This window comes from Alysiella crassa DSM 2578, assembly GCF_000745955.1.
Lineage (GTDB): Bacteria > Pseudomonadota > Gammaproteobacteria > Burkholderiales > Neisseriaceae > Simonsiella > Simonsiella crassa.
In genome coordinates this window covers 1-23057 of sequence record NZ_JQKH01000004.1, presented here as the reverse complement: position 1 = coordinate 23057, position 23057 = coordinate 1, and the positions used below count along the sequence as shown (strand labels likewise).

Genomic DNA, 23057 nt, shown 5'->3' with positions numbered 1-23057 from the left:
AGGCTGCCTGTTTGATTTTTTTTAATTTAATTCAAATAATTAAACTGTTTGCGAATATTTCGCGTGGGTTTCTTTATGGCGCAGATAATAATCAAAAATCATGGCAATATTGCGAATCACAAATCTGCCTTTGGGCGTAACTTTCAGGCTGCCTGAAAGCGCGTTCCACTCAATCAAACCGAGTTTTGCCATATTGTCCAATTCGGGCAATTCTTCGGCGAAATACGTTTTGAAATCCACACCATAATCCGCCAATTCCAGCGCAAAACGACACATCAAATCCTGAATCATTTGGCGGCGCAACACATCATCATCGTTCAATTGAAAGCCGCGCATAATCGGCAAGGTGTCCGCGTCCAAATCCGCATAATAATCGTCCAAATTGCGCTGATTTTGGCTGTAAGTGTCGCCCACTTTGCCAATGCTGGACACTCCAATCGCCACCAAATCACAATCCGCATGCGTGGAATAGCCCTGAAAATTGCGCTGCAAACGCCCTTCTTTTAGCGCAATCGCCAACTCATCTTCGGGTTTAGCAAAATGGTCCATGCCGATGAATACATAGCCTTTTTCGTTCAACAAATGCACCGCGTATTGCAAAATATCCAATTTTTCTTCGCTAGAGGGCACGGCGTTGGTGTCAATGCGGCGTTGCGGCTTGAAAATATGCGGCAAATGCGCGTAATGATACAACGCCAAACGGTCGGGATTTAACTCGTTCAACACCGTGTCCAAAGTTGGCTGAATACTCGTAACCGATTGATGGGGCAAGCCATAAATCAAATCCACGCTGATGGATTTAAACCCTGCTTCACGCGCTGCCTCAATCACCGTTTTGGTTTCTTCCACCGTTTGAATGCGGTTCACGGCAGCCTGCACTTTCGGGTCAAAATCCTGAATGCCCACGCTCATGCGATTAAAACCCAGTTGCCCCAATTTAAACACACTTTCGCGGCTCACTTTGCGCGGGTCAATTTCAATGGAATACTCGCCATCGGGCAACAATTCAAAATGTTCGCGTATCATTTTGAACACACGTTCCAATTGTTCATCGTTCAAAAACGTGGGCGTGCCGCCACCAAAATGCAATTGCGCCAATTTATGTTTGCCATGCAAATGCGGTTTGAGCAAAGCCATTTCTTTTTCCAAATAAGTCAAATACTCATCGGCTTTACTCGTGTCTTTTGTGATGACTTTATTGCAGCCGCAGTAATAGCAAATCACATTACAAAATGGAATATGCACATAGAGTGAAACAGGTTTATCATTGTTTTTTAACGTATTTTCCAATGTTTGCACATATTCAGGCAGCCTGAAACCATCGTGAAAACGGTCGGCGGTGGGATAAGACGTGTAGCGCGGGCCACTTGCTGGCAGGCTGCTAATCAGTTCGCGGTCAAAAACAAATTCGGGTGTGTTGGCAATGGTAATGGTTTTCATATAATTACTTAATTATGTTTGATAAAATAATATTATAGACAACTTGTCGCCACGTTTCAGGCAAAATTTGTTAGAATATACTTAATTTTTATAGGGTTGCTTTGATTTATATCAAATTTATCTAATTATTCAATTATTTATTAAAACAAATAAGGTGGTCTCATGCAGAAATCGTTTGTGCTTAACAAAAATCAATGCTCCAGTTGCTCTCTGCATGATGTGTGCTTGCCCAGTGGTTTGCAAACCGAAGATTTTTCACGATTAGACCATGTGATAAAAGTCAGTCGCCGTTTGAAAAAAGGCGAATATTTGTTTCATGTGGGCGAGCCGTTTTCATCGCTTTACGCCATTCGCACGGGTTTTTTCAAAACTTCGGTTAATACGCACGATGGGCGCGACCAAGTTACGGGTTTTTTCATGTCGGGCGAACTGATGGGCATGAACGGCATCAGTAGCGGCATTTACACCAATGACGCAGTGGCTCTGGAAGACAGCGAAGTGTGCGAATTACCCTTTGATAACTTAGAACAAATTAATCAAAGCATTCCCGAATTAAGCACGCATTTTTTCCGCCTATTGAGCCGCGAAATTGTCCGCAATCAAAATGTGATGTTGCTATTGGGCAATATGCGTGCGGAAGAACGCTTGGCTTCCTTTTTGCTGAATTTGTCGCAACGCTTAGCGGCGCGTGGTTTTGCAGCAAACGATTTTATTTTGCGTATGTCGCGTGAAGAAATTGGCAGTTATTTGGGTTTGAAATTGGAAACGGTCAGCCGCACCCTATCGCGCTTTAATCATGATGGCTTGATTGATGTGGAACACAAGCACATTCGCATTTTAAAACCCGATTTATTGAGAGAATTGGTGTCGGGTTGTTCACATAAAATGATTTTGTAAATTGGATTGTGCTCAAAAGTCGGTATTTTACACCGACTTTTTTGTTTTCAGGCAGCCTGAATTTATCGGGTCAATTTATGATAAAATCCACGCTTTATTTCCCCCTTCTTACAAAGGAACGATGATGAAATTAAATCAATTGGTTACTACATTAAGCGCGGCATTGGTTTTGGCAGCCTGCGGCGGCGGTTCGTCTTCAGGCAACAGCAATAATAATGCTGCCGCTTCAGCCACTCCTGCCAGCGCACCTGCCACCGCTTCGGCTACCGCAAGCGGCAAAGTATTGCGCATTGGCACAAACGCCGAATTTGCGCCCTTTGAGTCTTTGAATGAAAAACAAGAAATTCAAGGCTTTGACATTGATTTATTAAAAGCGATGGCGGCAGAAGGCGGCTTCCAAGTAGAATTTAAACACACACCTTGGGACGGCATTTTCGCAGCTTTAAATAATAAAGATGTGGACGTGGTGGCTTCGGCAGTAACGATTACCGATGACCGCAAAAAAACCATGGATTTTACCGATTCATATTACAAAATTACGCAAGTGGTACTCGTGCCACCCAGCAAAACGGTAAAATCGGTGGAAGATGTGAAACAATTATCTAAAGTCGGCGTGGTGTCTGGGCAAACGGGCGACTTTGCCACCCAGAAAATTTTTGGCGCAACCAGCAACAATATCGCACGTTTTGACACCATCACTTTGCTGATTAAAGAAGTGGAAAATGGTGGCGTGGACGCAGCCGTGAGCGACAGCGCAGTGATTCAGCACTACATCAAAAACAACACAGGCAAAGGTTTCTCTATGATTCAAGTACCTGACTTTACGGAAGAAAACTATGGCTTCGCCGTACGAAAAGGCGACACCGAAACGCTGAATATGCTGAATTCTGCTTTGAAAAAAATTCAAGAAAATGGCAAATACAAAGAAATTGAAAGCAAATATTTTGCACATTAATTTCAATTCAATCCAATAATAAATAGGGTTATTTCATAGAAATAACCCTATTTTGATTTTCAGGCAGCCTGAAAATCAAACCGACATACCGCGCCAAAATTCGCGCAAATCGTCCATTTGCCTATAAGCCGTCAAATCCACTTGCAAAGGCGTAATGCTGATAAACCCTGATTCACAGGCGGCAAAATCGGTGCCATCTTCACTATCACACACATCGCCCGCCGCGCCTATCCAATAAATCGGCGCACCGCGTGGGTCGGTGGATGGAATCACGTTTTGCACATGATGTCGCCGCCCCAAACGGGTAATTTTGTAACCTTGCAATTCATCGGGTGCAACGGCTGGAATGTTCACATTCCACAACACCGGCGCAAGTGGCGGATTTTTCAGCAAATGCGATAAAATAATCCACGCAGCCTGTTCCGCCGTGTCCGCATAATGCGCGAAATCGTGCGTATTGAGCGAAAACGCCACCGCAGGAATACCCATCAAATACGCTTCCATCGCCGCCGCCACCGTGCCTGAATAGAGCGTGTCATCGCCCATATTCGCGCCGTGATTAATCCCCGAAATCACCAAATCGGGTTTAAAATCAGGCAGCGCATGTAAACCCAAATGAATACAATCGGTTGGCGTACCCGTTACATAATAAAAGCCGTTTTCCGCCGTACGAAAACTCAAGGGGCGGTCTAGCGTGAGCGAATTACTTGCGCCGCTGCGATTGCGTTCTGGTGCAACCACGCGCACATTGGCAAATTCGCCCGCCACACGCGCTAAAATGGCAATACCTTGTGCTAAATAGCTGTCATCATTGGAAATTAGGATATTCATGGGCAACTCGTTTCCGCAAAAAATGAATTCAGTAGCGATTTTACATTTATCTTGTAAACTGTTAAACTTAAATCATCTTTTAAACACATTTTTCACGCAATGAATGACCCCAAACCATTGGGTTTTACAACACATTAAAATCTTCAGGCTGCCTGAAACGCTGTGGCGTGTTGTTCAGGCAGCCTTTTGTTGCGTTTTGAATAATGGGTTTTCAGGCTGCCTTTTAGAATGATTAAGTGATTTGAATGATTTGGTGCGTGGTATGCACCCTACATTTTTGGGCTTGAGATAAATTAAGGCAGCCTGAAAATCAAATCAACCCTTTTTATTTTGAAATAAGGAATACACATAATGGACTTAAGCTGGCTTGCCGAGCCGCAAACATGGATAGGTTTTGCAACTTTGCTGATTTTGGAAGTGGTGCTGGGCATTGATAATTTGGTTTTTGTGGCGATTTTAGCCAACAAAGTCAAACCGTCTTTGCGCGACAAGGCTCGGCTCACGGGCTTGGTATTGGCGGTAACGATTCGGGTGATTATGCTGGCGTTTATGGCAAAAATCATGACGCTGACCGAACCACTTTTCCAATTGTTTCAAAAAGATGTCTCTGGAAAAGATTTGATTATGTTCTGCGGCGGCATATTTTTGCTCTACAAAGCCACCACCGAATTACATGAACGCTTGGAAGGCTCTAACCATTTCCAAGTGGCAGATAATCACAAAAAACACGCGCCCTTTTGGGCTGTCGTGGCGCAAATTTTGGTGTTGGACGCGGTATTTTCCATAGACAGCGTGATTACGGCGGTAGCAATGGTGGAGCATATTGTCGTGGCGATGGCGGCGGTAGTGGTTGCCATGACAGTGATGATTTTGGCGAGCAAACCGCTCACGGCATTTGTGGACAAACACCCTACGGTTGTGATGTTGTGTTTGGGCTTTTTGTTAATGATTGGGTTCAGCTTGATTGCGGAAGCCTTCCATTTTCATATTCCGAAAGGTTATTTGTACGCGGCAATTGGTTTTTCTATTTTAATTGAAATTTTCAATCAAGTTTCGCAAAAAAATACCAAGAAAAACGAATACATCAGCAGCTCATGGCGGCAACGTACCGCCGAAAATGTGTTGGGCATGATGGGTATGCGCGAAACTTTGTTGGCAAACAATGGCAATAAATCCAATGATAACAAGCATTTTGAAGAAAACGAAAAATCCATGATACGCAGCGTGCTGACTTTGGCAGAACGCCCTATTTTCGGCGTGATGATTCCACGCAGCGATATTGAGCGTTTGGATATTTCGCAAAGCCGCGAAGAACAAAAAACCAAATTAATGAGCAGCCCCTATGCGCGAATGTTGGTGGTGGGCAAAGCGGGGGTGGACGAGCCTTTGGGTTACATCAATAAAAAAGATTTGCTGAATCAACTGCTGCAAACGGGCGAGTGGCATATTCAGGCTGCCTTAAAACAACCGCTTATGCTGCCTGAAAGTGCCACCGCACTCATGGCAATTGAATTATTCCGCAAACACAGCGCAGATTATGCTTTGGTGGTGGACGAATTTGGCGCAGTGCTGGGCATGGTTACCATGAAAGATTTACTGGAAACCATCGCAGGCGAATTCCCCGAAGAATTTGAACGCCAAGATGAACCCGCCGTGCAAACCAATGGCGATGAAAGTTTAACGGTAGATGGGGCATTGGAATATGTGGAACTCGCGCCGCAACTGGGTTTGCCGCCGCAATCTGATGACGCGGATTTTCACACGGTCGCTGGTTTGATTTTGGAAGAATTGGGCGATTTGCCCAATGTGGGCGATACGGTGAAATTTAGCGGCTGGCAGTTTGAAGTGATTGAAAAAGATGGGCATAAAATTGAACGCGTGAAAATCACACGTTTAACAGAAGAAGAATAAGAACCTGTGTTCATAATCTTAATATCTTGCTTTTATCGCCACTTCATGCGCCTACTGCGTTGGCTTTCCACGCCAATATTTCAATATTGGCATGAAAAGCCGCCTTGTATTCGCAAGAATTGTCAATAAAATCAAGCCATCAATCTTACGAACACAGGTTCTAATTCAGGCAGCCTGAAAATAAAAAACACGCGAAACTTCATGATTTCGCGTGTTTTTTTATTCATCAATCCCTATTCCGACTGAAGCGACTCGCATTCACCAAACACGACAAATGTGCTTTCACACTCAACGCCAAACTATCGGGGTTGTAGCCCCCTTCCAGCAGCGACACAATGCGCCCATCGGCGTGGCGGTCGGCGACCAGCATGATTTTATGTGTCAGCCAACCAAAATCGTCTTCCGTCAAATTCAAATGCCCCAATTTATCATCACGGTGCGCGTCAAAACCCGCGCTGATAACAATCAACTGTGGGCGAAAAGACGCCAATTTAGGCAACCATTTGGCACGAATGCGTTCACGGAACACTTCGCTGCTATCGCCAGCTTGGAAAATGGTGTTTACCACATTCGGCGGCGTTTCGCCTGTGCCTGTGAATGGGTAAAGCGGTGATTCAAAAGACGATAAAAACAACACACGCTCATCGTTTTCAAAAATAGACTGCGTACCATCGCCGTGATGTAAGTCAAAATCAATGACCGCAATCCGCTCCAAACGAAATTCGGCAATCGCGTGCATGACCGCCACCGCCGCATTATTGATAAAACAAAAACCGCTTGCGTGGTCGGCATGAGCGTGATGCCCAGGAGGGCGGACGGCGCAAAACGCATTTTTAGCATGGCGTTGCATCACCATATTCACGGCGGCAACGGCAGCCCCCGCGCCATATTTGGCGGCGGTAAAGGTGTCTTTGCCCAAATAAGTGTCTTCATTGACCTTGTGTAAACCTTGACTGGGCGTATGATGTTCCAAATTATTAATATAATTTAGCGTATGCACCCGTGCCAATTGAATTTCGCTCACTTCCACCGCTTCTACTTTTTGCATACGCGCCCAAATGTGGCTTCGGCGCAACACTTGTTCAATGGCTTGCAAGCGTTTGGGGCTTTCGGGGTGTTCCCTGCCTGCAAAATGCGCGTGGCAAGCTGACGCACTTATCCACGCCGTGCGTCCTTTCAGCCCAATCAGGCGTAGGAAGCGGCGTTTCAGATAACGCGCATAGCTTATAAAGGTGGGAATGGTTAAAGGTCTGGGCAATTTCATGGCTAATCTGTGAACAATTTGGCTGGCAACACGTTTTGCGGCGGGCAGTATTGTACTGCTTTTATGTAAAGATGGGGAATTTGATTTTTCAGGCTGCCTGAAAAGTAAATTTGATGAATATTATTTGCATGATTTTATCTGAACTTGATTTGTATCAATATCTGTTTTTTTAATTTATTTATAATCCGATTTAACAAATTTACAGCAAGCAAATTTCTGTAATTTTCCTTTTCCTCTTGATGTGTGTGTGTTTGGGGTGTGGTTTTCCACACCTTTTTTTTGCGCGTTGGATTTGTGGCAGCCTGAAAAGATGAAAACGAGTCTTCAGGCTGCCTGAACACTCGTTTCATCTTCTATTCTTATTCTGCGGCAATGCGACTTAAAAAACTGCGCGTGCGCTCGTGTTGCGGATTGGCAAACAAATCATCGGGGAAACCTTGTTCCACAATCACACCGCCATCCATCACTACCACCACATCTGCCACGTCCAGCGCAAATTTGATTTCGTGGGTAACGACCACCATCGTCCAGCCTTCTTGCGCCAATTCTTTCATGGTTTGCAACACATCTTGCACCAATTCAGGGTCAAGCGCGGAAGTCGGCTCGTCAAACAACATCAATTCAGGCTGCAACGCCAACGCTCGCGCAATCCCCACACGCTGCTGTTGCCCACCCGAAAGCTGGTGTGGATACAAATCCGCCTTGTCCGCCAAACCCACTTTTTCCAATAATTTCAAGGCTTCCACTTCGGCTTGCGATTTGCTTTTGCCCTGCACTTGCACGGGAGCTTCCATCACATTTTGCAAAGCGGTTTTGTGCGGAAACAAATTGTATTGCTGAAACACCATACCTGAACGGCGGCGCAATGCCAAAATGTCTTTTTTATTTGGTTTTTTGGTAAAATCAATATTTAAGGGATTGTTTTCAAACTCAATCGTGCCAGCTTCGGGCAATTCCAATGCGTTCAGGCAGCGTAAAAACGTGGTTTTTCCCGAACCCGAAGGTCCTAAAATCACCACCACTTGCCCTTTGACAATATCCAAATCAATGCCACGCAAAATGGTGTTATTGCCAAATGTTTTTTGTATATTTTTGATTTTAATCATTTTATTAACTCACTTATTTGACAATATGGCGATTGAAGCGTTTTTCAATACGCGATTGAATCATAAACAAAATCATGCAGAAGCACCAATAAATCACACCAGCTTCAATGTAAATCGGCAGGAAATCGTAGGACAAATTGGCATATTGTTGCGCCACGCGAAACATCTCAGTAACGGTAACCACCGAAGCCAGCGAGGTATTTTTAAATAAACCAATAAAATCATTACTCAACGGCGGCACAGCCACACGGAACGCTTGCGGCGCAATAATGCGGCGAAAGGTTTGCATATAGGTCATGCCAATGGAAAAACCTGCTTCCCATTGCCCTTTGGGTACGGACAAAATGGCGGCGCGTATGGTTTCCGAAGCGTATGCACCCGTATTCAGCGAGAAACCAATAATGGCGGCGGGAATCGGGTCAATATAAATCCCCAGCGCAGGTAAACCATAGAATACAATGGAAATTTGCACCAACAAAGGCGTGCCGCGTATCATGCCAACATAAGCTTTGGCGATGTACAACAGGATTTTGTGAACAATATTTTCAGACGGCGAAATCCGTATCAATGCCACCAACACAGCAATCATAATGCCGCAAATAAATGACGCTATCGCCAATGGGAATGACACGAGAAAACCTGCTTTCACCATAGGCAAAAACGCATTCATCACCAATTCGGCGCGTGTGTCAGTCATAAAGGGAAGTGAAGAGAGAAATTGTTGTAACACGAGATGTTCTTTCGTGGAAAAAAATGGGCTTAATTATACGTCAATTTGATGACATCATGCTGAAGTTCTGTGTTTCAGGCTGCCTTACAGTACACAATAATTTTTACAAACGCCTAAAATGTGGGGCGTACCACGCACCAAATCATTCAAATTACTGGATAATTCGGTGCATAATACGCACCCTACATGAGTTTTGTCGTGTACTGAAAGGCAGCCTGAAACTCATTCTCCAGTTGTTTCTTTTAATAAATTGCGTTCATAAACGGCTTGGGCGAGTGTACCAGCGTCCACATATTCTAATTCGCTGCCCAATGGTATGCCACGCGCCAAACGGCTGATTTTATAGGGCTGTTCTTTGAATAATTCGGCGAGAATATAGGCGGTTGCGTCCCCTTCGGCGGTGTGGGCGGTGGCGATGATGATTTCATTAACAGGGCTGCCTGAAAGCCGCGCCACCAATTGTTGTAAGGCAATGCTGCTCAAATCCATTTCTTGCGCGGGATTGACTTGCCCCATCAGCACAAAATACAGCCCATCATGACACCGCGCCGCTTCCATTGCCGCCACATCGGCGGGCATTTGGACTATCATCAGGCGGCTGGGGTCGCGTTGCGGATTGGCACAAATGGCGCACAATTCGCTTTCGCAAAAATCGTGGCACATTTGGCAATTGTGTATGTTTTTCAGGGCATTATCTAGGGCTTGCACCAATTGGGCTGCGCCTGCGCGGTTTTGGTGCAACAGGGTGTGCGCCATACGTTGTGCGGTTTTCACACCAACATTGGGCAACAGGCGTAAAGCGGTAATGAGTTGAGAATAAGCGTTCATAAAATGAAATGGCGTTCCAAATTTTAAAAAATAATCTGTTCAGGCAGCCTGAATATTAACTCATGATAAAAACCATGTTAAATAAAAATGACTTTTATCTCACATTAAATTCTGCTAACATTGGTTTTTTAATTTTAATTAAATTTAAGGATTTGTGATGAAACGCATTTTATTGGCAAGCATTATCGCCCTTTCTGCCGCCACCGCCAGCGCAGCCAGCTACAAAATTGACAGCGCACACACCAATGCCCGTTTTGAAATTGACCACTTCGGCACCAGCTCAAACGTGGGCGGCATTTACGGCTTGGAAGGCAAATTAGATTTTGACCTTGCCAAACGCACAGGCAGCATTGATGTGAAATTGCCTTTGGCGAATTTGCAAACGGGTTCACAACATTTTACCGACCATTTGAAATCAGCCGATTTGTTCAACGCCGAAAAATTCCCTGAAATGCGTTTCCAATCCACTAAATTTGTGTTTTCAGGCAAAAAAGTGAAAGCAGTTCAAGGCAAATTGACTTTGTTGGGCAAAACCCACCCCGTTACTTTGACCGCTACCAAATTCAACTGCTACCAAAGCCCCATGTTGAAAACCCAAGTATGTGGCGGCGATTTCACCACCACCATTGACCGCAGCAAATGGGGCATGAATTATTTGGTTGATGTGGGCATGACCAAAAAAGTGAAATTGAATATCCAAATTGAAGCAGGTAAAGAGTAACAACCTGTTTAACTGAATACAGGCAGCCTGAAAATAAATTTTCAGGCTGCCTAAATTTTAGAACCTGTGTTCATAATCTGAATAGCTTGCTTTTATCGCTACTTCATGCGTCTACTGCGTTGGCTTTCCACGCCAATATTTCAATATTGGCATGAAAAGCCGCCTTGTATTCGCAAGAATTATCAATAAAATCAAGCTATCAATCTTACGAACACAGGTTCTTATTTTACGGTAAAATTCGCCCTACTTCCATTTTTCAGGCTGCCTGAAATGACTGAATTACCCTATTCTCCTGCTGAACAGGTGTTGGCATTATTTGCCGAATACGCGCCCGATTCTGTGGACACGCTTGCGCCGATTATTCACCGTTTATTCAATGCGTTGGCAGATGGGCATACGTTTATTTATGTGAACAAAGATGACGCCGCCCAACTGTCCGCCCTAAACCCCATAGTTGGCAAAGAAAACACGCCTTTGGTTTTACAAGGGCAACGCTTATTTTTGGGCAGAATGTTTCAATTGGAATACGATTTAGCTCAAGAAATCAAACGATTATCTACACCCATCCACGCATTGCCCGATGTCGCACACACGCGTTCACAATTGCAAAATCTGTTCCCCGACACCAGCAGCCGCGACCAACAAGCCGCCGCCGCGTTGGCTTTGTGGCAAAATTTTACCGTCATTAGCGGCGGGCCGGGAACGGGCAAAACCACGACTGTGGCGAAATTGCTGGTGTTGTTGAGTGGCGACCGTCAGCCGCGCATTGCGCTTGCCGCACCTACAGGTAAGGCGGCGGCGCGGATGTCGGAAGCACTCAAAAACGCGTTGGCACGGATTAACACGCAGCCTGAACACGCCTTTTTGGCACAATTAGATGGGCAAACCGTACACCGCTTGCTGGGGCTAAAACCACCACAAATGCAGCCTGAATACCACGCACAACACCGTTTGCCTTTGGATATTGTCGTGATTGACGAAGCGTCTATGTTGGACGCGTATTTATTGCTGCAATTATTGCAAGCCCTGCCCGACCATTGCCGCGTGATTTTGTTGGGCGATGAACATCAATTGCCATCGGTGAATGCGGGGGCGGTGTTGGCGGCATTGGTTCACAGCGCGTTCAGGCTGCCTGAAGATTCGCCGATTCATGAAATTTTATCGTCTCATCAATTGGATAACTTAATTCCGCCCGTTGCCCGATTGAGCATTAGCCATCGTTTTGGGGCGGACAGCGGCATTGGTTGCTTGGCGCGTAGCGTGGTGCAGGGAGACGCGTTGGCGGCGTGGGCGCAATTTAGCCAATTTCCCAACGAATTGATTGCCAAACAAAAATCTACCGAACAACAAGCCAAAGAATTGTACGCCCAACACACCAACTATTGGCAAGCGGTGGACAATCAAGATGTTGCCGCCGCTTTTCGCCACCAAAGCGATGTGGTGGTGTTGGCGGCGCGGCGAGCGGACGCGGCTTTATTCAATGAACACTACCGAAAAGTTTTGCAAAAACATGGGCGTATCATCAGCAGCGACACGCTGTGGTATGCGGGGCAAATGCTGATGATGACGCGTAACGACCCTGCCACGCGCTTGTTTAATGGCGATATTGGCATAGTTTTGGCGCACGGCAATGGTTTAGCGGCGTGGTTTCCCGATACGGGCAACACGTTTCGCGCCGTGCCATTGAGCCGTTTGCCTGCCCACGAGCCAGCGTTTGCGATGACCGTACATAAAAGCCAGGGTTCGGAATACGGCGAAGTGTGGTTACTGCCGCCCACATCTCACGATGATAATGAAGCAGAACAAGGATTTAGCCGCGCCCTACTCTATACCGCGATTACACGCGCCAAGCAGAAATTTGTTTATTGGGGCGATGTGGCAAGTTTTCAGGCTGCCTGCGAAAATCGGGAAATGCGGCGCACGGCATTAAGTGAATTTTTATTAAAAAATCATTAAGTTAAAATATTTCAGGCTGTCTTAATTAAAGGCAGCCTGAAAAATAGTTCACGCAAAATTAAACCGATTGAATGGGAATGATTTTGTTGGTAGCACGTTTTTTGCCACCTTCGCCGTAGTTTTGTTCAACGTATTCTTGCACAATCGCCAAAAATTCTTGCGCCATATTGTCGCCTTTTAGGGTAACTTTGCGCTCGCCGTCCACATACACAGGCGCAACAGGCGTTTCGCCCGTACCAGGGAGTGAAATGCCGATGTCCGCCAATTTGCTTTCGCCCGGCCCATTGACCACACAGCCCATCACTGCCACATTCAAACTTTCCACCCCAGGGTATTGCCAACGCCACACCGACATTTGTTCACGCAAATAATGCTGAATATCACGCGCCAATTCTTGAAAAACCGTACTCGTGGTGCGCCCACAACCAGGGCAAGCCGTAACCATGGGCGTGAACGAACGCAAACCCATGGTTTGCAAAATTTCTTGTGCCACAATCACTTCTTGCGTGCGTGAAGAATTGGGTTCGGGCGTGAGCGAAATGCGGATTGTGTCGCCAATGCCCTCTTGCAACAAAACCGACAAAGCGGCGGTGGACGCGACTATCCCCTTGCTGCCCATGCCCGCTTCGGTCAAACCCAAATGCAAAGGATAGGCGCAACGCGAACCCAAATCGCGGTAAACCTGAATCAAATCTTGCACATTGGATACTTTGCACGACAAAATGATTTTGTTTTCAGGCAGCCCCAAATCCACCGCCTTTTGTGCCGATTCCAAAGCCGACACAATTAAGGCTTCTTTCATTACCTCATCGGGCGATTTGGGGTTGGCGGACGCCAAATTTGCGTCCATCATTTTTTTGGCAAGGCTTTGGTCTAAACTGCCCCAGTTTACGCCAATGCGGACGGCTTTATCGTGTTCGGCGGCGGTGCGTATCATGTAAGCAAATTTTTCATCGCCTTTCGCGCCTTTGCCCACATTACCCGGGTTAATGCGGTATTTGGACAAGGCTTTGGCGCAATCGGGAAATTCCGCCAATAATCTTTCGCCATTGAAATGGAAATCGCCAACCAATGGCGTACTGCAACCCATATCGTCCAAACGGCTGCGGATTTCTGCCACTTTGGACGCGGCTTCGGGCGAATTAACCGTAATGCGCACCATTTCCGAGCCAGCGTCAGACAATTCTTTGACTTGTTGGGCGGTGCCTGCTGCGTCTGCGGTGTCGGTGTTGGTCATGGATTGCACGACAACGGGGAAATCTGAACCCACCGTCAAATGGTCAATCGGCACTTGATGGGTTTTGCGGCGTGTGATGTTTGGCATGATGATGTTCCTAATCTTCAGGCAGCCTGAAAAATACGGCAGCCATTTCATTTCATAAAATTAAAAATAATAAAATATTTCAGGCAGCCTGAAAACAATAAGGCTGCCTGAAAACACGCTTCACAATTAAGGTTTCGGCGCAGCCCCTGCGGTAAACGCCACAGATTGCCCCTCTTTTTGCTGCGCGTTCAAATCAATCGGCTGACCTGCAAACGTAGCCGTTGCCCCTTCCGCATAGCCCATGCGTACTTCAAACGGCGCACCTTCTTTGAAACGGTGTTCGCTCGCCGCAGGCACAATTTTGTTCAACAACACTTTGCCATGCACATCAGTAACCGTCAGCATGGTGCGGTGTTTATTGCTAATCACCAATTCGCCCGCCACCGCCGTTACAGGCGCGACAGGAGTAGACGGAGTTTGCGTCAGCGTTTGATTGTTTTGCTGCATAACCGTGCTGGCAACGGCGGTTTCGGTAGCCGTGTCGCTTGGATTCATGGGACGCACAATCATATTGTCTGCATTCAAATTCGGCGGTGCCACTTCCTGATTATCAACGGGAATGGTGGACACATTTTCCTGTGCTTCATTTTCCGCATTGGATTTAGCTTGCCAGAAATACACGCCCACACCAATAATCGCCACCGCCACCACACCCCAAATCCATTTGGGGGCTGATTTTTTCACGGCAGAATTGGCAAAATTCAAATCATGCTGCGTTTCGCTGCTGCGTGGCTTGGTGCTTGGTGGCGCAATGCGGTCAAGATAGCCCGACAAACGCGTTTCGTCCATGTCCAAAAATCGCCCATAGCTGCGCAAAAAGCCGCGAATAAACACAGGTTCAGGCAGCCCATCATACAAACCATTTTCCAAAGCTTCAATTTGGCGCGTGGGCAATTTCAAACGGTCAGCCACTTCCTTAATCGTCAAACCTTTTTGTTCACGCAAATGGCGTAATTCCGCGCCCAATTCATTGCTGTTGCCAGACAAATCATTGAGTGGTGTGTCATTGGTTTCCAGTAAATTATTTATCATATTGATTTTCCTGTAAAATATTATTCTGTTTCATCGGTAGGCGCATTGCCAAATTCGCCATCAAAATCGCCCGATTTAATCGCTTTCAATTCATCAGAATAGGGATAATGCGTTAATAATTGCGCCTGATATTCCGAGGCAGCCTGCGTTAAACCTTGATGTTTGGCGATTTTCCAACCCAATAGCAAATCATCGGCATTGAGTCTGTCCACCATACTTTGATATTGGCGGAACAAGCGGTCGGCTTCCTTAATATTGTCTGCCAACAAAAATGCCCGCGCCCTCTCTTTAAACACAGGTATAAATTGCTCATTCATACGCAAAGCTCGTTCAAAATACTCATCTGCCAAATTAAATTGCTGCATTTTCGCGTGGCAAATGCCCTTGTTCAAATACGCCACCTCGGGGGTGGGATAAGTCGGGTCGGCAATCGCTTTATTAAAATAGGCAATCGCGTCATTGGGGCGATTCATCACGCCGCACAAAAACCAGCCGTAATTATTGTTGATTTCCGCACCTGCTGGGTTTAATTTCAAAGCGCGTTGAAAACTTTCTTCTGCTTTATCATACACTTTCAAATGTTGATAAATTTGCGCGCGCACCAGCCATGCCAAATCGTATTTATCGTTTTCTTTCAGCGTTTCGTCTATGGTTTTGGTGGCAAGACGGTAATTACCGCTGGTCATATACGCCACCGCCAATTCTGTTTTAATGCGCGTGGCTTCTTCGCGCTGCTCTTTTTTGGTTTGACCGCGCAATTTGGCTGGCTCGTATGTGGAAGACGAACTGTTTTTCTTGTCCGCCACGCACCCACCCAACATCAGGCAGCCTGAAAGCGTAAACAATATTAACCATTTATTATTCAGCATTATTTTGTCTCCAAATAAATTTGTTGCCATTTTGCCTGACGTTTGGTTTTGTCCTGAACTTGTCCCGCCAATTGACCGCAGGCTGCGTCAATATCATCGCCGCGCGTTTTGCGTACTGTGGTAACCAAATCCGCTTCCATCAAAATTTCTTTGAAAATATTGATGTTTTTATTCGTAGAACGCTCATAACCCGAATTAGGGAATGGATTAAACGGAATCAAATTGAATTTGCACGGCGTGTCTTTCACCAAATCAATCAATTCACGCGCGTGTTCGGGTTTGTCGTTCACGCCGTCCAACATCACATATTCAAAGGTAACAAAATCGCGTGGGGCTTTTGCCAAATAGCGGTTGCAGGCTGCCATCAATTCTTTGAGCGGATATTTTTTGTTTAAGGGAATGATTTCATTGCGCACTTTATCGTTGCTCGCATGCAAAGACACGGCGAGCGCAACGGGCATGTCTTCTTTCAATCTGTCCATTTGTGGCACCATGCCCGATGTGGAAACGGTAACGCGGCGGCGCGACAAGCCGTAACCGTGGTCGTCCAGCATAATGGAAAGGGCGGTAACGACATTGTCGTAATTGGCAAGCGGTTCGCCCATGCCCATCATCACCACATTGGAAATCACGCGCTCATTTTTGGGGGTAACGCCCAAAGCCTTGTTTGCCCACCACAGTTGCCCAATGATTTCTGCTGCCGATAAATTGCGATTGAAACCTTGTCGCCCCGTGCTGCAAAAGGTGCATTCCAAGGCGCAGCCCACTTGTGATGAAATGCACAAAGTGCCGCGTTCGGTTTCGGGAATGAACACGGTTTCCACGCCATTGCCTGTGCCAACGTCCAACAGCCATTTGCGTGTGCCGTCTTTGGATTCTTGCGCCGCCATCAAATCGGGAATGCCAACAACGGCTTGTTGCTCCAATTTGGCGCGAAGTGATTTTGCCAAATCGGTCATTTGTTCAAAATTTTCTGCTCCACTTTGGTGTATCCAGCGCATGACTTGCTTGGCGCGAAAGGGTTTTTCGCCCATTTGCGCGAAATGGTCGGTTAATTGGGCGAGGTCGTAGTTGAGCAGATTGGTTTTCATTGTGTGAATGTGTTTTCAGATAATTTAAAGATAATATTTTATAACAATTATTTTTTCAGGCTGCCTAAATTTAAAAATAAGGCAGCCTGAAACTTATTTTTTATGCCAATAAGTTTGGTAAATTTTACCATAAGTGCCATCGGCTTTAATTGCCGCCAAGCCATCATTGAGTTGTTTTTGCAACTCGGTGTCGCCTTTTTTCACGGCAAAACCATAATTGTCTTGGGGGAAAGTCATGCCTTGCACAAATGCCACATTGTCTTTACCGTGTTGCTGAACATAATATTCCAGAATATGGCTGTCGCCCAATACGATTTCCTCCATGCCATTTAATACACTTTTAACTTGCAGCCAAGCGGTATCGTAGTAACGGATATTATCGCCTTTTTCGTCTGCCAATTCATTCAATGCCATTTGCTCATAAATTGTGCCCTTGCGTGAAGCCACTCGTTTACCACGTAATTCTGCAAAACTTTTTGCTCCTGCTAAGTCTTTTGTTACCAATACGGCGGTGGTGTAATTCAAGATGGGGTCTGAAAAATCCACTTGTTGCTTACGATCATCGGTAATGGTAATCGCACCGATTGCCACGTCTGCTTTACCCTGCTGAATGGTGGCTAACAAATGCTCGCGCATGGGAACGGTTTGGTATTCAAACACAATGCCTTGTTTCGCCGCAATCGCTTGCAAAACATCGTATTCAAAACCAGTTGGCTTGCCTTCCACATAAGTTATCAAAGGTGGTTTCACGCTTTCGCTCACCACTTTATACACTTTTCCTGCGGCAGGGGCGGGGGCGGTAGCGGCATTTGGGGCGGTTTGGGCATTGTCGCCACACGCGCTCAACGCCACCGCGCAAGCCAAAGCCATCATCTGAAATAGTGGTTTCATATTACCCCCTAGTGCGTGGGCAAATTTCCGTAGCTGCAAAGAAATAAGCAATTTCAATCGCCGCGTTTTCCGCGCTGTCAGAGCCGTGAACGGCATTTTCGCCTACGCTGTCGGCAAAATCTTTGCGAATGGTGCCTACGTCTGCGTTGGCTGGATTGGTTGCGCCCATGATTTCGCGGTTTTTGGCAACGGCGTTTTCGCCTTCCAACACTTGAATCATCACAGGACCACTGGTCATGAATTCTACCAATTCACCGAAAAATGGGCGTTCTTTGTGAACGGCGTAGAAACCTTCGGCTTCGGCGCGAGACAAGTGTTTCATTTTCGCGGCAACAATTTTCAAGCCATTGCTTTCAAAGCGGTCGTAGATTTTGCCAATCACGTTTTTGCCTACAGCGTCAGGTTTTACAATAGAAATGGTGCGTTCAATCGCCATGATTTTTCCTTTAATAATGAAAGAGATTAAAAAATTGCAGGCTGCCTGCAACAAATAGACAGATTTTGCAGGGATAAAAATAAAGCTTATTTTAACAAAGTTTACATCATTCTCAACTTTTTTTATGGCGTGTTGTTGTTTGCATTGAATGATGGCAAACGAATTAAAATATAAAATATTGTTAATTATAGATAATTTTATTATCTCATTAACAAAACTTTCAGACTGCCTGAAAAATCAAAACACCAATTATTGAGCGTTTTGACGGATATTTTGTATTAAAATTTGCTATAATTAGCCCAAAATGCTTTTCAGGCAGCCTGCAAAGCCATAATCAATAATTAAGGAACACAAACCATGTCCGAAACCAATAAACCGCAATCTAAAGAACAAGTTGTCCATCTATACAAAAAAGCCGAGCGCATTCACCCCAAAAAAGCCGATGGCAAATACGCCAATATTCGGATTTTCATGATTATCGCCACGCAATTGTTTTTCTATGGCATGCCGTGGCTGATGTGGGACGACCGTCAGGCGGTGTGGTTTGATTTGATGGGGCGGCATTTTTATATTTTTGGGCTGGTGTTGATGGCGAATGATTTGCTGTTGCTAACGGGCTTGATGATGATTTCGGCGTTTGGTTTGTTTTGGTGGACGACGATTGCGGGGCGTTTGTGGTGTGGCTATTCTTGTCCGCAAACGGTTTACACGGAAATCATGCTTTGGATAGACCATTTGGTGGAAGGCGACCGCAATAAGCGTTTGAAATTAGACAAAGAACCTTGGAATGCACGCAAAATTCGCATTAAATTAACCAAATATTTGCTGATTTTTGTGGTGGCAGCGTGGACGGGGATTACGTTTGCGGGCTGGTTTACGCCGATTCGTCAATTTGTGCCTGATATTTTTCAAGGCACGGCGGGCAATGTGGCGTTGGGAACGGCGTTTGTGTATGGTTTGGTAACGTGGTTGTTTGGGCATATTATGCGTGAACAAGTGTGTTTGCATATGTGTCCGTATGCGCGTTTCCAAAGTGCGATGTTTGACCATGACACTTTGATTATTTCGTATGACGCGGCGCGTGGCGAACCGCGTGGGGCGCGTAAGAAAAACGCAAAACCCGAAGACAAACCTTTGGGCGATTGCATTAATTGTATGGCGTGTGTGCAGGTTTGCCCGACTGGGATTGATATTCGTGATGGCTTGCAATATCAATGTATTGGCTGCGCGGCGTGTATTGACGCGTGTAATGAGATTATGGATAAGATGAATTATCCGCGTGGCTTGATTCGTTACACCACCGAAGGCGTGTTAAACAAAGATTACACAGACACGGACATCAAAAAACGCTTGGCACGCCCGAAAGTGATGATTTACACAACAGCTTTGGTGTTGGCGGCGGTCGGTTTGTTCGCATTTGCGTTTACGCGCGATACGCTGAATGTGGACGTGATGAAAGACCGCGCGGTAATGGCGCGTACCAATAAGCAAGGTTTGCTGGAAAACACTTACCGCCTGCGCTTTACCAATGCCAGTGAACACCCACAACGTGTAAAAGTCAGCGTTTCTGGTTTAAAAGACATTCGTTTAACAGGGCAGCCTGAAAACGGTACTCTGGTACAAGGTGGTGGCAGCGAGATGATTACGGTGCAAGTCGCCACGCAACCCGAATATGCGCGTAAAGGCAGCCACCCGATTGAATTTACATTCACTTATTTCCCTGATAAAGCACCCAATGAAACGCGTGAATTAAAAGAAAAAGCAAGTTTTATTGGCGAATAATAGAAATAGGCAGTCTGAAATGGTTTTCAGGCTGCCTTTGCTTTTACGCCGATTTCAGGCAGCCTGAAATGTGAAAGTGTGCGATAATAATACTTTAGCTCAATTGATTAACCCTGTGTATTGAAAAATACACCTGCTTGCTGCCAAAAATATTTTCAGGCAGCCTGAAACAGAGAAAGCAAAAACATGAAACCAACCATCGCCCTAGTTGGCAGACCCAATGTCGGCAAATCCACCTTATTCAACCGCTTAACGCGCACCAAAGACGCCCTCGTGCACGACTTACCCGGTTTGACGCGCGACCGCCATTATGGACACGGACGTGTCGGCAGCAAACCCTATCTGGTGGTGGACACAGGCGGTTTTGAGCCTGTGGTGGATAGCGGCATTTTGCACGAAATGGCAAAACAAACTCTGCAAGCCATTGACGAAGCCGATGCCGTGATTTTTCTGGTGGACGCGCGCACTGGCTTGACCCCACAAGACAAAATCATCGCCGACCGCTTGCGCCAAAGTCCGCGCCCCGTGTTTTTGGCGGTCAATAAAGGCGAAGGCGGCAACCGCCCCGTTTTGGCAGCTGAATTTTACGAATTGGCTTTGGGCGAACCCCATGTGATTTCAGGGGCGCATGGCGATGGCGTTTACCATTTGATTGAAGATGTGTTGGAAAAATTCCCCGAAGCGGAAGACGAGCAGCCTGAAAACCACCACCCCACTTTCGCCATTATCGGTCGCCCCAATGTGGGCAAATCCACCTTGGTAAACGCAATTTTGGGCGAAGAGCGCGTGATTGCCTTTGACATGGCAGGCACGACCCGCGACAGCATACACATTGATTTTGAACGCGAAAACAAGCCGTTCACGATTATTGACACGGCTGGCGTACGCAGACGCGGCAAAGTAGATGAAGCGGTGGAAAAATTCTCCGTGATTAAAGCCATGCAAGCGATTGAAGCCGCCAATGTTGCCGTGCTGGTGCTGGACGCGCAACAGGACATTGCCGACCAAGACGCAACCATCGCAGGTTTCGCGCTGGAAGCAGGACGCGCCTTGGTGGTTGCCGTGAACAAGTGGGACGGCATTTCCGAAGAACGCCGCAACGACATCAAACGCGACATCGCGCGTAAACTGTATTTCCTTGATTTTGCAAAATTTCATTACATTTCCGCGCTCAAAGAAAAAGGCATTGACGGCTTGTTTGAAAGCATTCAGGCTGCCTACGATGCCGCGTTCATCAAAATGCCCACGCCCAAAATCACGCGCGTTTTGCAAACGGCTGTGGAACGCCAACAACCGCCACGCGCAGGTTTGGTGCGCCCGAAAATGCGCTATGCCCACCAAGGCGGCAGCAATCCGCCTGTGATTGTGATACACGGCAATTCTTTGCACGCGATTGGCGACAGCTACACGCGCTACCTGACGCAGACTTTCCGTAAGGCATTCAATTTACAGGGAACGCCGTTGCGGATTCAGTATAATGTGAGCGAAAATCCGTATGAAGAAACGGCAAAAGAAACGAAAAACAAACCGTTGAGACGTGTGAGTTTGAGTAACCGCATTGCCAAACGCGAAGGTCGCAAAGACGAAAAAGCGCGCAATAGCGGTGGCAAAACGAAGAAACGGCAAGTTTCCAGTAAGAAATCACATCAGAAATAAGTGAAAATAACAATTCAGGCAGCCTGAAAAGATTTTTTCGTTTTCAGGCTGCCTGAAACAGATAAAACGGCAAAATATCATGTTAAATTTATTGAAAAAATCCCTATTTCTGTTTTTCTTTGGTGCAACCACACTCGTGCATGCCCAAACCGCCCAAGTAAATGAAAATGTGAGAATCGGCATCGTGGCGACCAATCCCGATATTGTACCGAAAAAACAACGTGTTCATTATCAGTCATACACTTTTACCAATCATCAAACACACGAACAAAATATTCCCCATATTATTAAGAAAAAACCGTTGATGAATCAACTTCATATTAAAAAAATATACGCAGGTTTTGATTCGGATATCAATATCCCCACCATTAATATTCACTTGAACCCAAACGGTCGCGCTTTGTTTCATCGCATAACCCAACAGCACAAAGGGAAAATGCTGGCATTGGTAGATACATTGGGACAGAATATTATTTCTGCGCCACGCATCAACGAACCCATTGCAGGTGGAAAAATTCAAATGACAGGCGTTATGTATTCTGAACTCAATGACTTGGTTTCGCGTTTGCAGAAAAAAGTGACAATTCATGAAGTGGTTGAAAAGCCATTTGGGGCAAAATTGGCACATGATGAAATGGTGATGTACCAAAAAAGTGCGCCCACGCCACCGTCTGTCAATTTGTTTATCCATGATAATTTCATATTAAAAAACAATGATTTTTCAAAAATTGAATGGCAACAGGAAACCGCAAAAACCGTTTTTGGTAGCGCAGCCAAAGACATGGAAGAGATGCCCGTTCACATCATCATTTTGCATCTCACGCCATCAGCCAAGCAGCAATTGGAAAAATGGAGGGCGCAGAAAAATAACCGTTCACTTGGCGAATGGCTTTTATGGAAACAAGACAATCCATCTATCAATCATTTAAAACATATTGAAATACATGAAGATTATTTCTATTTTTACACTTTATCCGATGATACCGCCCAAGAAATTTGGCAATCATTGACAAAATAATTTCAGGCAGCCTTTCAGTACACGACAAAAAATCGGACGACCTGTTTTGGGTTTGAAAAATAGTCCAAAGTTGCCATCATCAACATGGCAGCTTTGGCAAGCTGCTCTAAACCAACACGAAAAATACCTTGCGATAAACGTTCATGAGATTTAGGCTTAATTGGATTAAGCGCATGTTGCCAACGCCCAATGACATAAGCCCAAGCCAATGTAACTGCCAGAATCGCAAACAACTTTTCCATTTTAACAGGGTCAGTCATGTGCGTGGCTTCCAAGTCAAAACCGCGTTTTTTCAGGCAGCTAAACAGCATTTCAATTT

At 45.8% G+C, this 23057-nt stretch carries 20 protein-coding genes and 1 pseudogene; 8 read left to right on the top strand and 13 right to left on the bottom strand.

What is annotated here, in order from left to right:
- Positions 1-39 precede the first annotated feature (39 nt).
- Positions 40-1440, bottom strand: a complete 1401-nt coding sequence (hemN, locus tag Q338_RS00645; RefSeq protein WP_034290976.1) for an oxygen-independent coproporphyrinogen III oxidase — start codon at positions 1438-1440, stop codon at positions 40-42.
- 162 nt (positions 1441-1602) lie between these two features.
- On the opposite strand from hemN, the gene fnr reads away from it, so the two are divergent.
- Both fnr and Q338_RS00635 read left to right on the top strand, forming a co-directional pair.
- Entirely contained in the window at positions 1603-2337 is a 735-nt protein-coding gene (fnr, locus tag Q338_RS00640; RefSeq protein ID WP_034290974.1) for a fumarate/nitrate reduction transcriptional regulator Fnr, read from the top strand.
- A gap of 124 nt (positions 2338-2461) precedes the next feature.
- Positions 2462-3292, top strand: a complete 831-nt coding sequence (locus Q338_RS00635) for a basic amino acid ABC transporter substrate-binding protein (RefSeq protein ID WP_084693436.1) — start codon at positions 2462-2464, stop codon at positions 3290-3292.
- A 75-nt stretch (positions 3293-3367) separates the two neighbouring features.
- On the opposite strand, the gene surE is transcribed toward Q338_RS00635, so the two are convergent.
- Positions 3368-4123, bottom strand: a complete 756-nt coding sequence (gene surE, locus Q338_RS00630) for a 5'/3'-nucleotidase SurE (RefSeq protein ID WP_034290970.1) — start codon at positions 4121-4123, stop codon at positions 3368-3370.
- Between the two features lie 351 nt (positions 4124-4474).
- Between surE and Q338_RS00625 the strand changes: the two genes are divergently transcribed.
- Complete coding sequence (locus Q338_RS00625; RefSeq protein WP_034290968.1) at positions 4475-6034, top strand: TerC family protein; 1560 nt, start codon at positions 4475-4477, stop codon at positions 6032-6034.
- Positions 6035-6260: 226 nt separating this feature from the next.
- Here the strand turns inward: Q338_RS00625 and Q338_RS00620 are convergent, their stop codons facing one another.
- The 4 genes from Q338_RS00620 to recR all read right to left on the bottom strand — a co-directional run bounded on the left by Q338_RS00620 (position 6261) and on the right by recR (position 9962).
- Positions 6261-7298: a histone deacetylase family protein gene (locus Q338_RS00620; RefSeq protein WP_051968373.1), complete on the bottom strand. Its 1038-nt coding sequence runs from the start codon at positions 7296-7298 to the stop codon at positions 6261-6263.
- 359 nt (positions 7299-7657) lie between these two features.
- A complete protein-coding gene (locus tag Q338_RS00610; protein WP_034290963.1) occupies positions 7658-8404 on the bottom strand; it encodes an amino acid ABC transporter ATP-binding protein in 747 nt (248 codons plus the stop codon).
- 13 nt (positions 8405-8417) lie between these two features.
- Positions 8418-9101 carry an amino acid ABC transporter permease gene (locus tag Q338_RS00605; protein WP_034290960.1) on the bottom strand — a complete coding sequence of 228 codons (684 nt, stop codon included), beginning with the start codon at positions 9099-9101 and terminating at the stop codon, positions 8418-8420.
- Between the two features lie 255 nt (positions 9102-9356).
- A complete protein-coding gene (gene recR, locus Q338_RS00600) occupies positions 9357-9962 on the bottom strand; it encodes a recombination mediator RecR (RefSeq protein ID WP_034290957.1) in 606 nt (201 codons plus the stop codon).
- A gap of 157 nt (positions 9963-10119) precedes the next feature.
- Between recR and Q338_RS00595 the strand changes: the two genes are divergently transcribed.
- Both Q338_RS00595 and recD read left to right on the top strand, forming a co-directional pair.
- Positions 10120-10683 (top strand): YceI family protein, encoded by a 564-nt coding sequence (locus Q338_RS00595; protein WP_034290954.1) that lies wholly within the window; start codon positions 10120-10122, stop codon positions 10681-10683.
- A 270-nt stretch (positions 10684-10953) separates the two neighbouring features.
- A complete protein-coding gene (recD, locus tag Q338_RS00590) occupies positions 10954-12639 on the top strand; it encodes an exodeoxyribonuclease V subunit alpha (RefSeq protein WP_034290951.1) in 1686 nt (561 codons plus the stop codon).
- A gap of 58 nt (positions 12640-12697) precedes the next feature.
- Here the strand turns inward: recD and ispG are convergent, their stop codons facing one another.
- The 6 genes from ispG to ndk all read right to left on the bottom strand — a co-directional run bounded on the left by ispG (position 12698) and on the right by ndk (position 18282).
- The gene (gene ispG, locus Q338_RS00585) at positions 12698-13963 is read right to left on the bottom strand and encodes a flavodoxin-dependent (E)-4-hydroxy-3-methylbut-2-enyl-diphosphate synthase (RefSeq protein WP_034290948.1); all 1266 of its coding nucleotides are present in this window, start codon (positions 13961-13963) and stop codon (positions 12698-12700) included.
- 126 nt (positions 13964-14089) lie between these two features.
- Entirely contained in the window at positions 14090-14995 is a 906-nt protein-coding gene (locus Q338_RS00580; RefSeq protein ID WP_084693432.1) for a helix-turn-helix domain-containing protein, read from the bottom strand.
- 20 nt (positions 14996-15015) lie between these two features.
- Positions 15016-15864 (bottom strand): type IV pilus biogenesis/stability protein PilW, encoded by an 849-nt coding sequence (pilW, locus tag Q338_RS00575; RefSeq protein ID WP_034290945.1) that lies wholly within the window; start codon positions 15862-15864, stop codon positions 15016-15018.
- Positions 15864-16955 carry a 23S rRNA (adenine(2503)-C(2))-methyltransferase RlmN gene (rlmN, locus tag Q338_RS00570; protein ID WP_034290942.1) on the bottom strand — a complete coding sequence of 364 codons (1092 nt, stop codon included), beginning with the start codon at positions 16953-16955 and terminating at the stop codon, positions 15864-15866. Before rlmN ends, pilW begins: the two co-directional genes overlap by 1 nt.
- A gap of 93 nt (positions 16956-17048) precedes the next feature.
- On the bottom strand, positions 17049-17846 hold the full coding sequence (locus tag Q338_RS00565; protein WP_034290940.1) for a transporter substrate-binding domain-containing protein: 798 nt from the start codon (positions 17844-17846) through the stop codon (positions 17049-17051).
- A 1-nt stretch (position 17847) separates the two neighbouring features.
- A complete protein-coding gene (gene ndk / locus Q338_RS00560) occupies positions 17848-18282 on the bottom strand; it encodes a nucleoside-diphosphate kinase (RefSeq protein ID WP_034290937.1) in 435 nt (144 codons plus the stop codon).
- A gap of 357 nt (positions 18283-18639) precedes the next feature.
- On the opposite strand from ndk, the gene ccoG reads away from it, so the two are divergent.
- The 3 genes from ccoG (at position 18640) to Q338_RS00545 (ending at position 22738) form a co-directional block, all read left to right on the top strand.
- Entirely contained in the window at positions 18640-20064 is a 1425-nt protein-coding gene (gene ccoG / locus Q338_RS00555; RefSeq protein WP_034290934.1) for a cytochrome c oxidase accessory protein CcoG, read from the top strand.
- A 186-nt stretch (positions 20065-20250) separates the two neighbouring features.
- Positions 20251-21720 (top strand): ribosome biogenesis GTPase Der, encoded by a 1470-nt coding sequence (gene der, locus Q338_RS00550; protein ID WP_034290932.1) that lies wholly within the window; start codon positions 20251-20253, stop codon positions 21718-21720.
- Between the two features lie 79 nt (positions 21721-21799).
- A complete protein-coding gene (locus Q338_RS00545) occupies positions 21800-22738 on the top strand; it encodes a SecDF P1 head subdomain-containing protein (protein WP_034290931.1) in 939 nt (312 codons plus the stop codon).
- A gap of 14 nt (positions 22739-22752) precedes the next feature.
- On the opposite strand, the pseudogene Q338_RS14715 reads toward Q338_RS00545, so the two are convergent.
- Positions 22753-23057: pseudogene (locus tag Q338_RS14715) on the bottom strand (hypothetical protein); the annotation flags it as partial.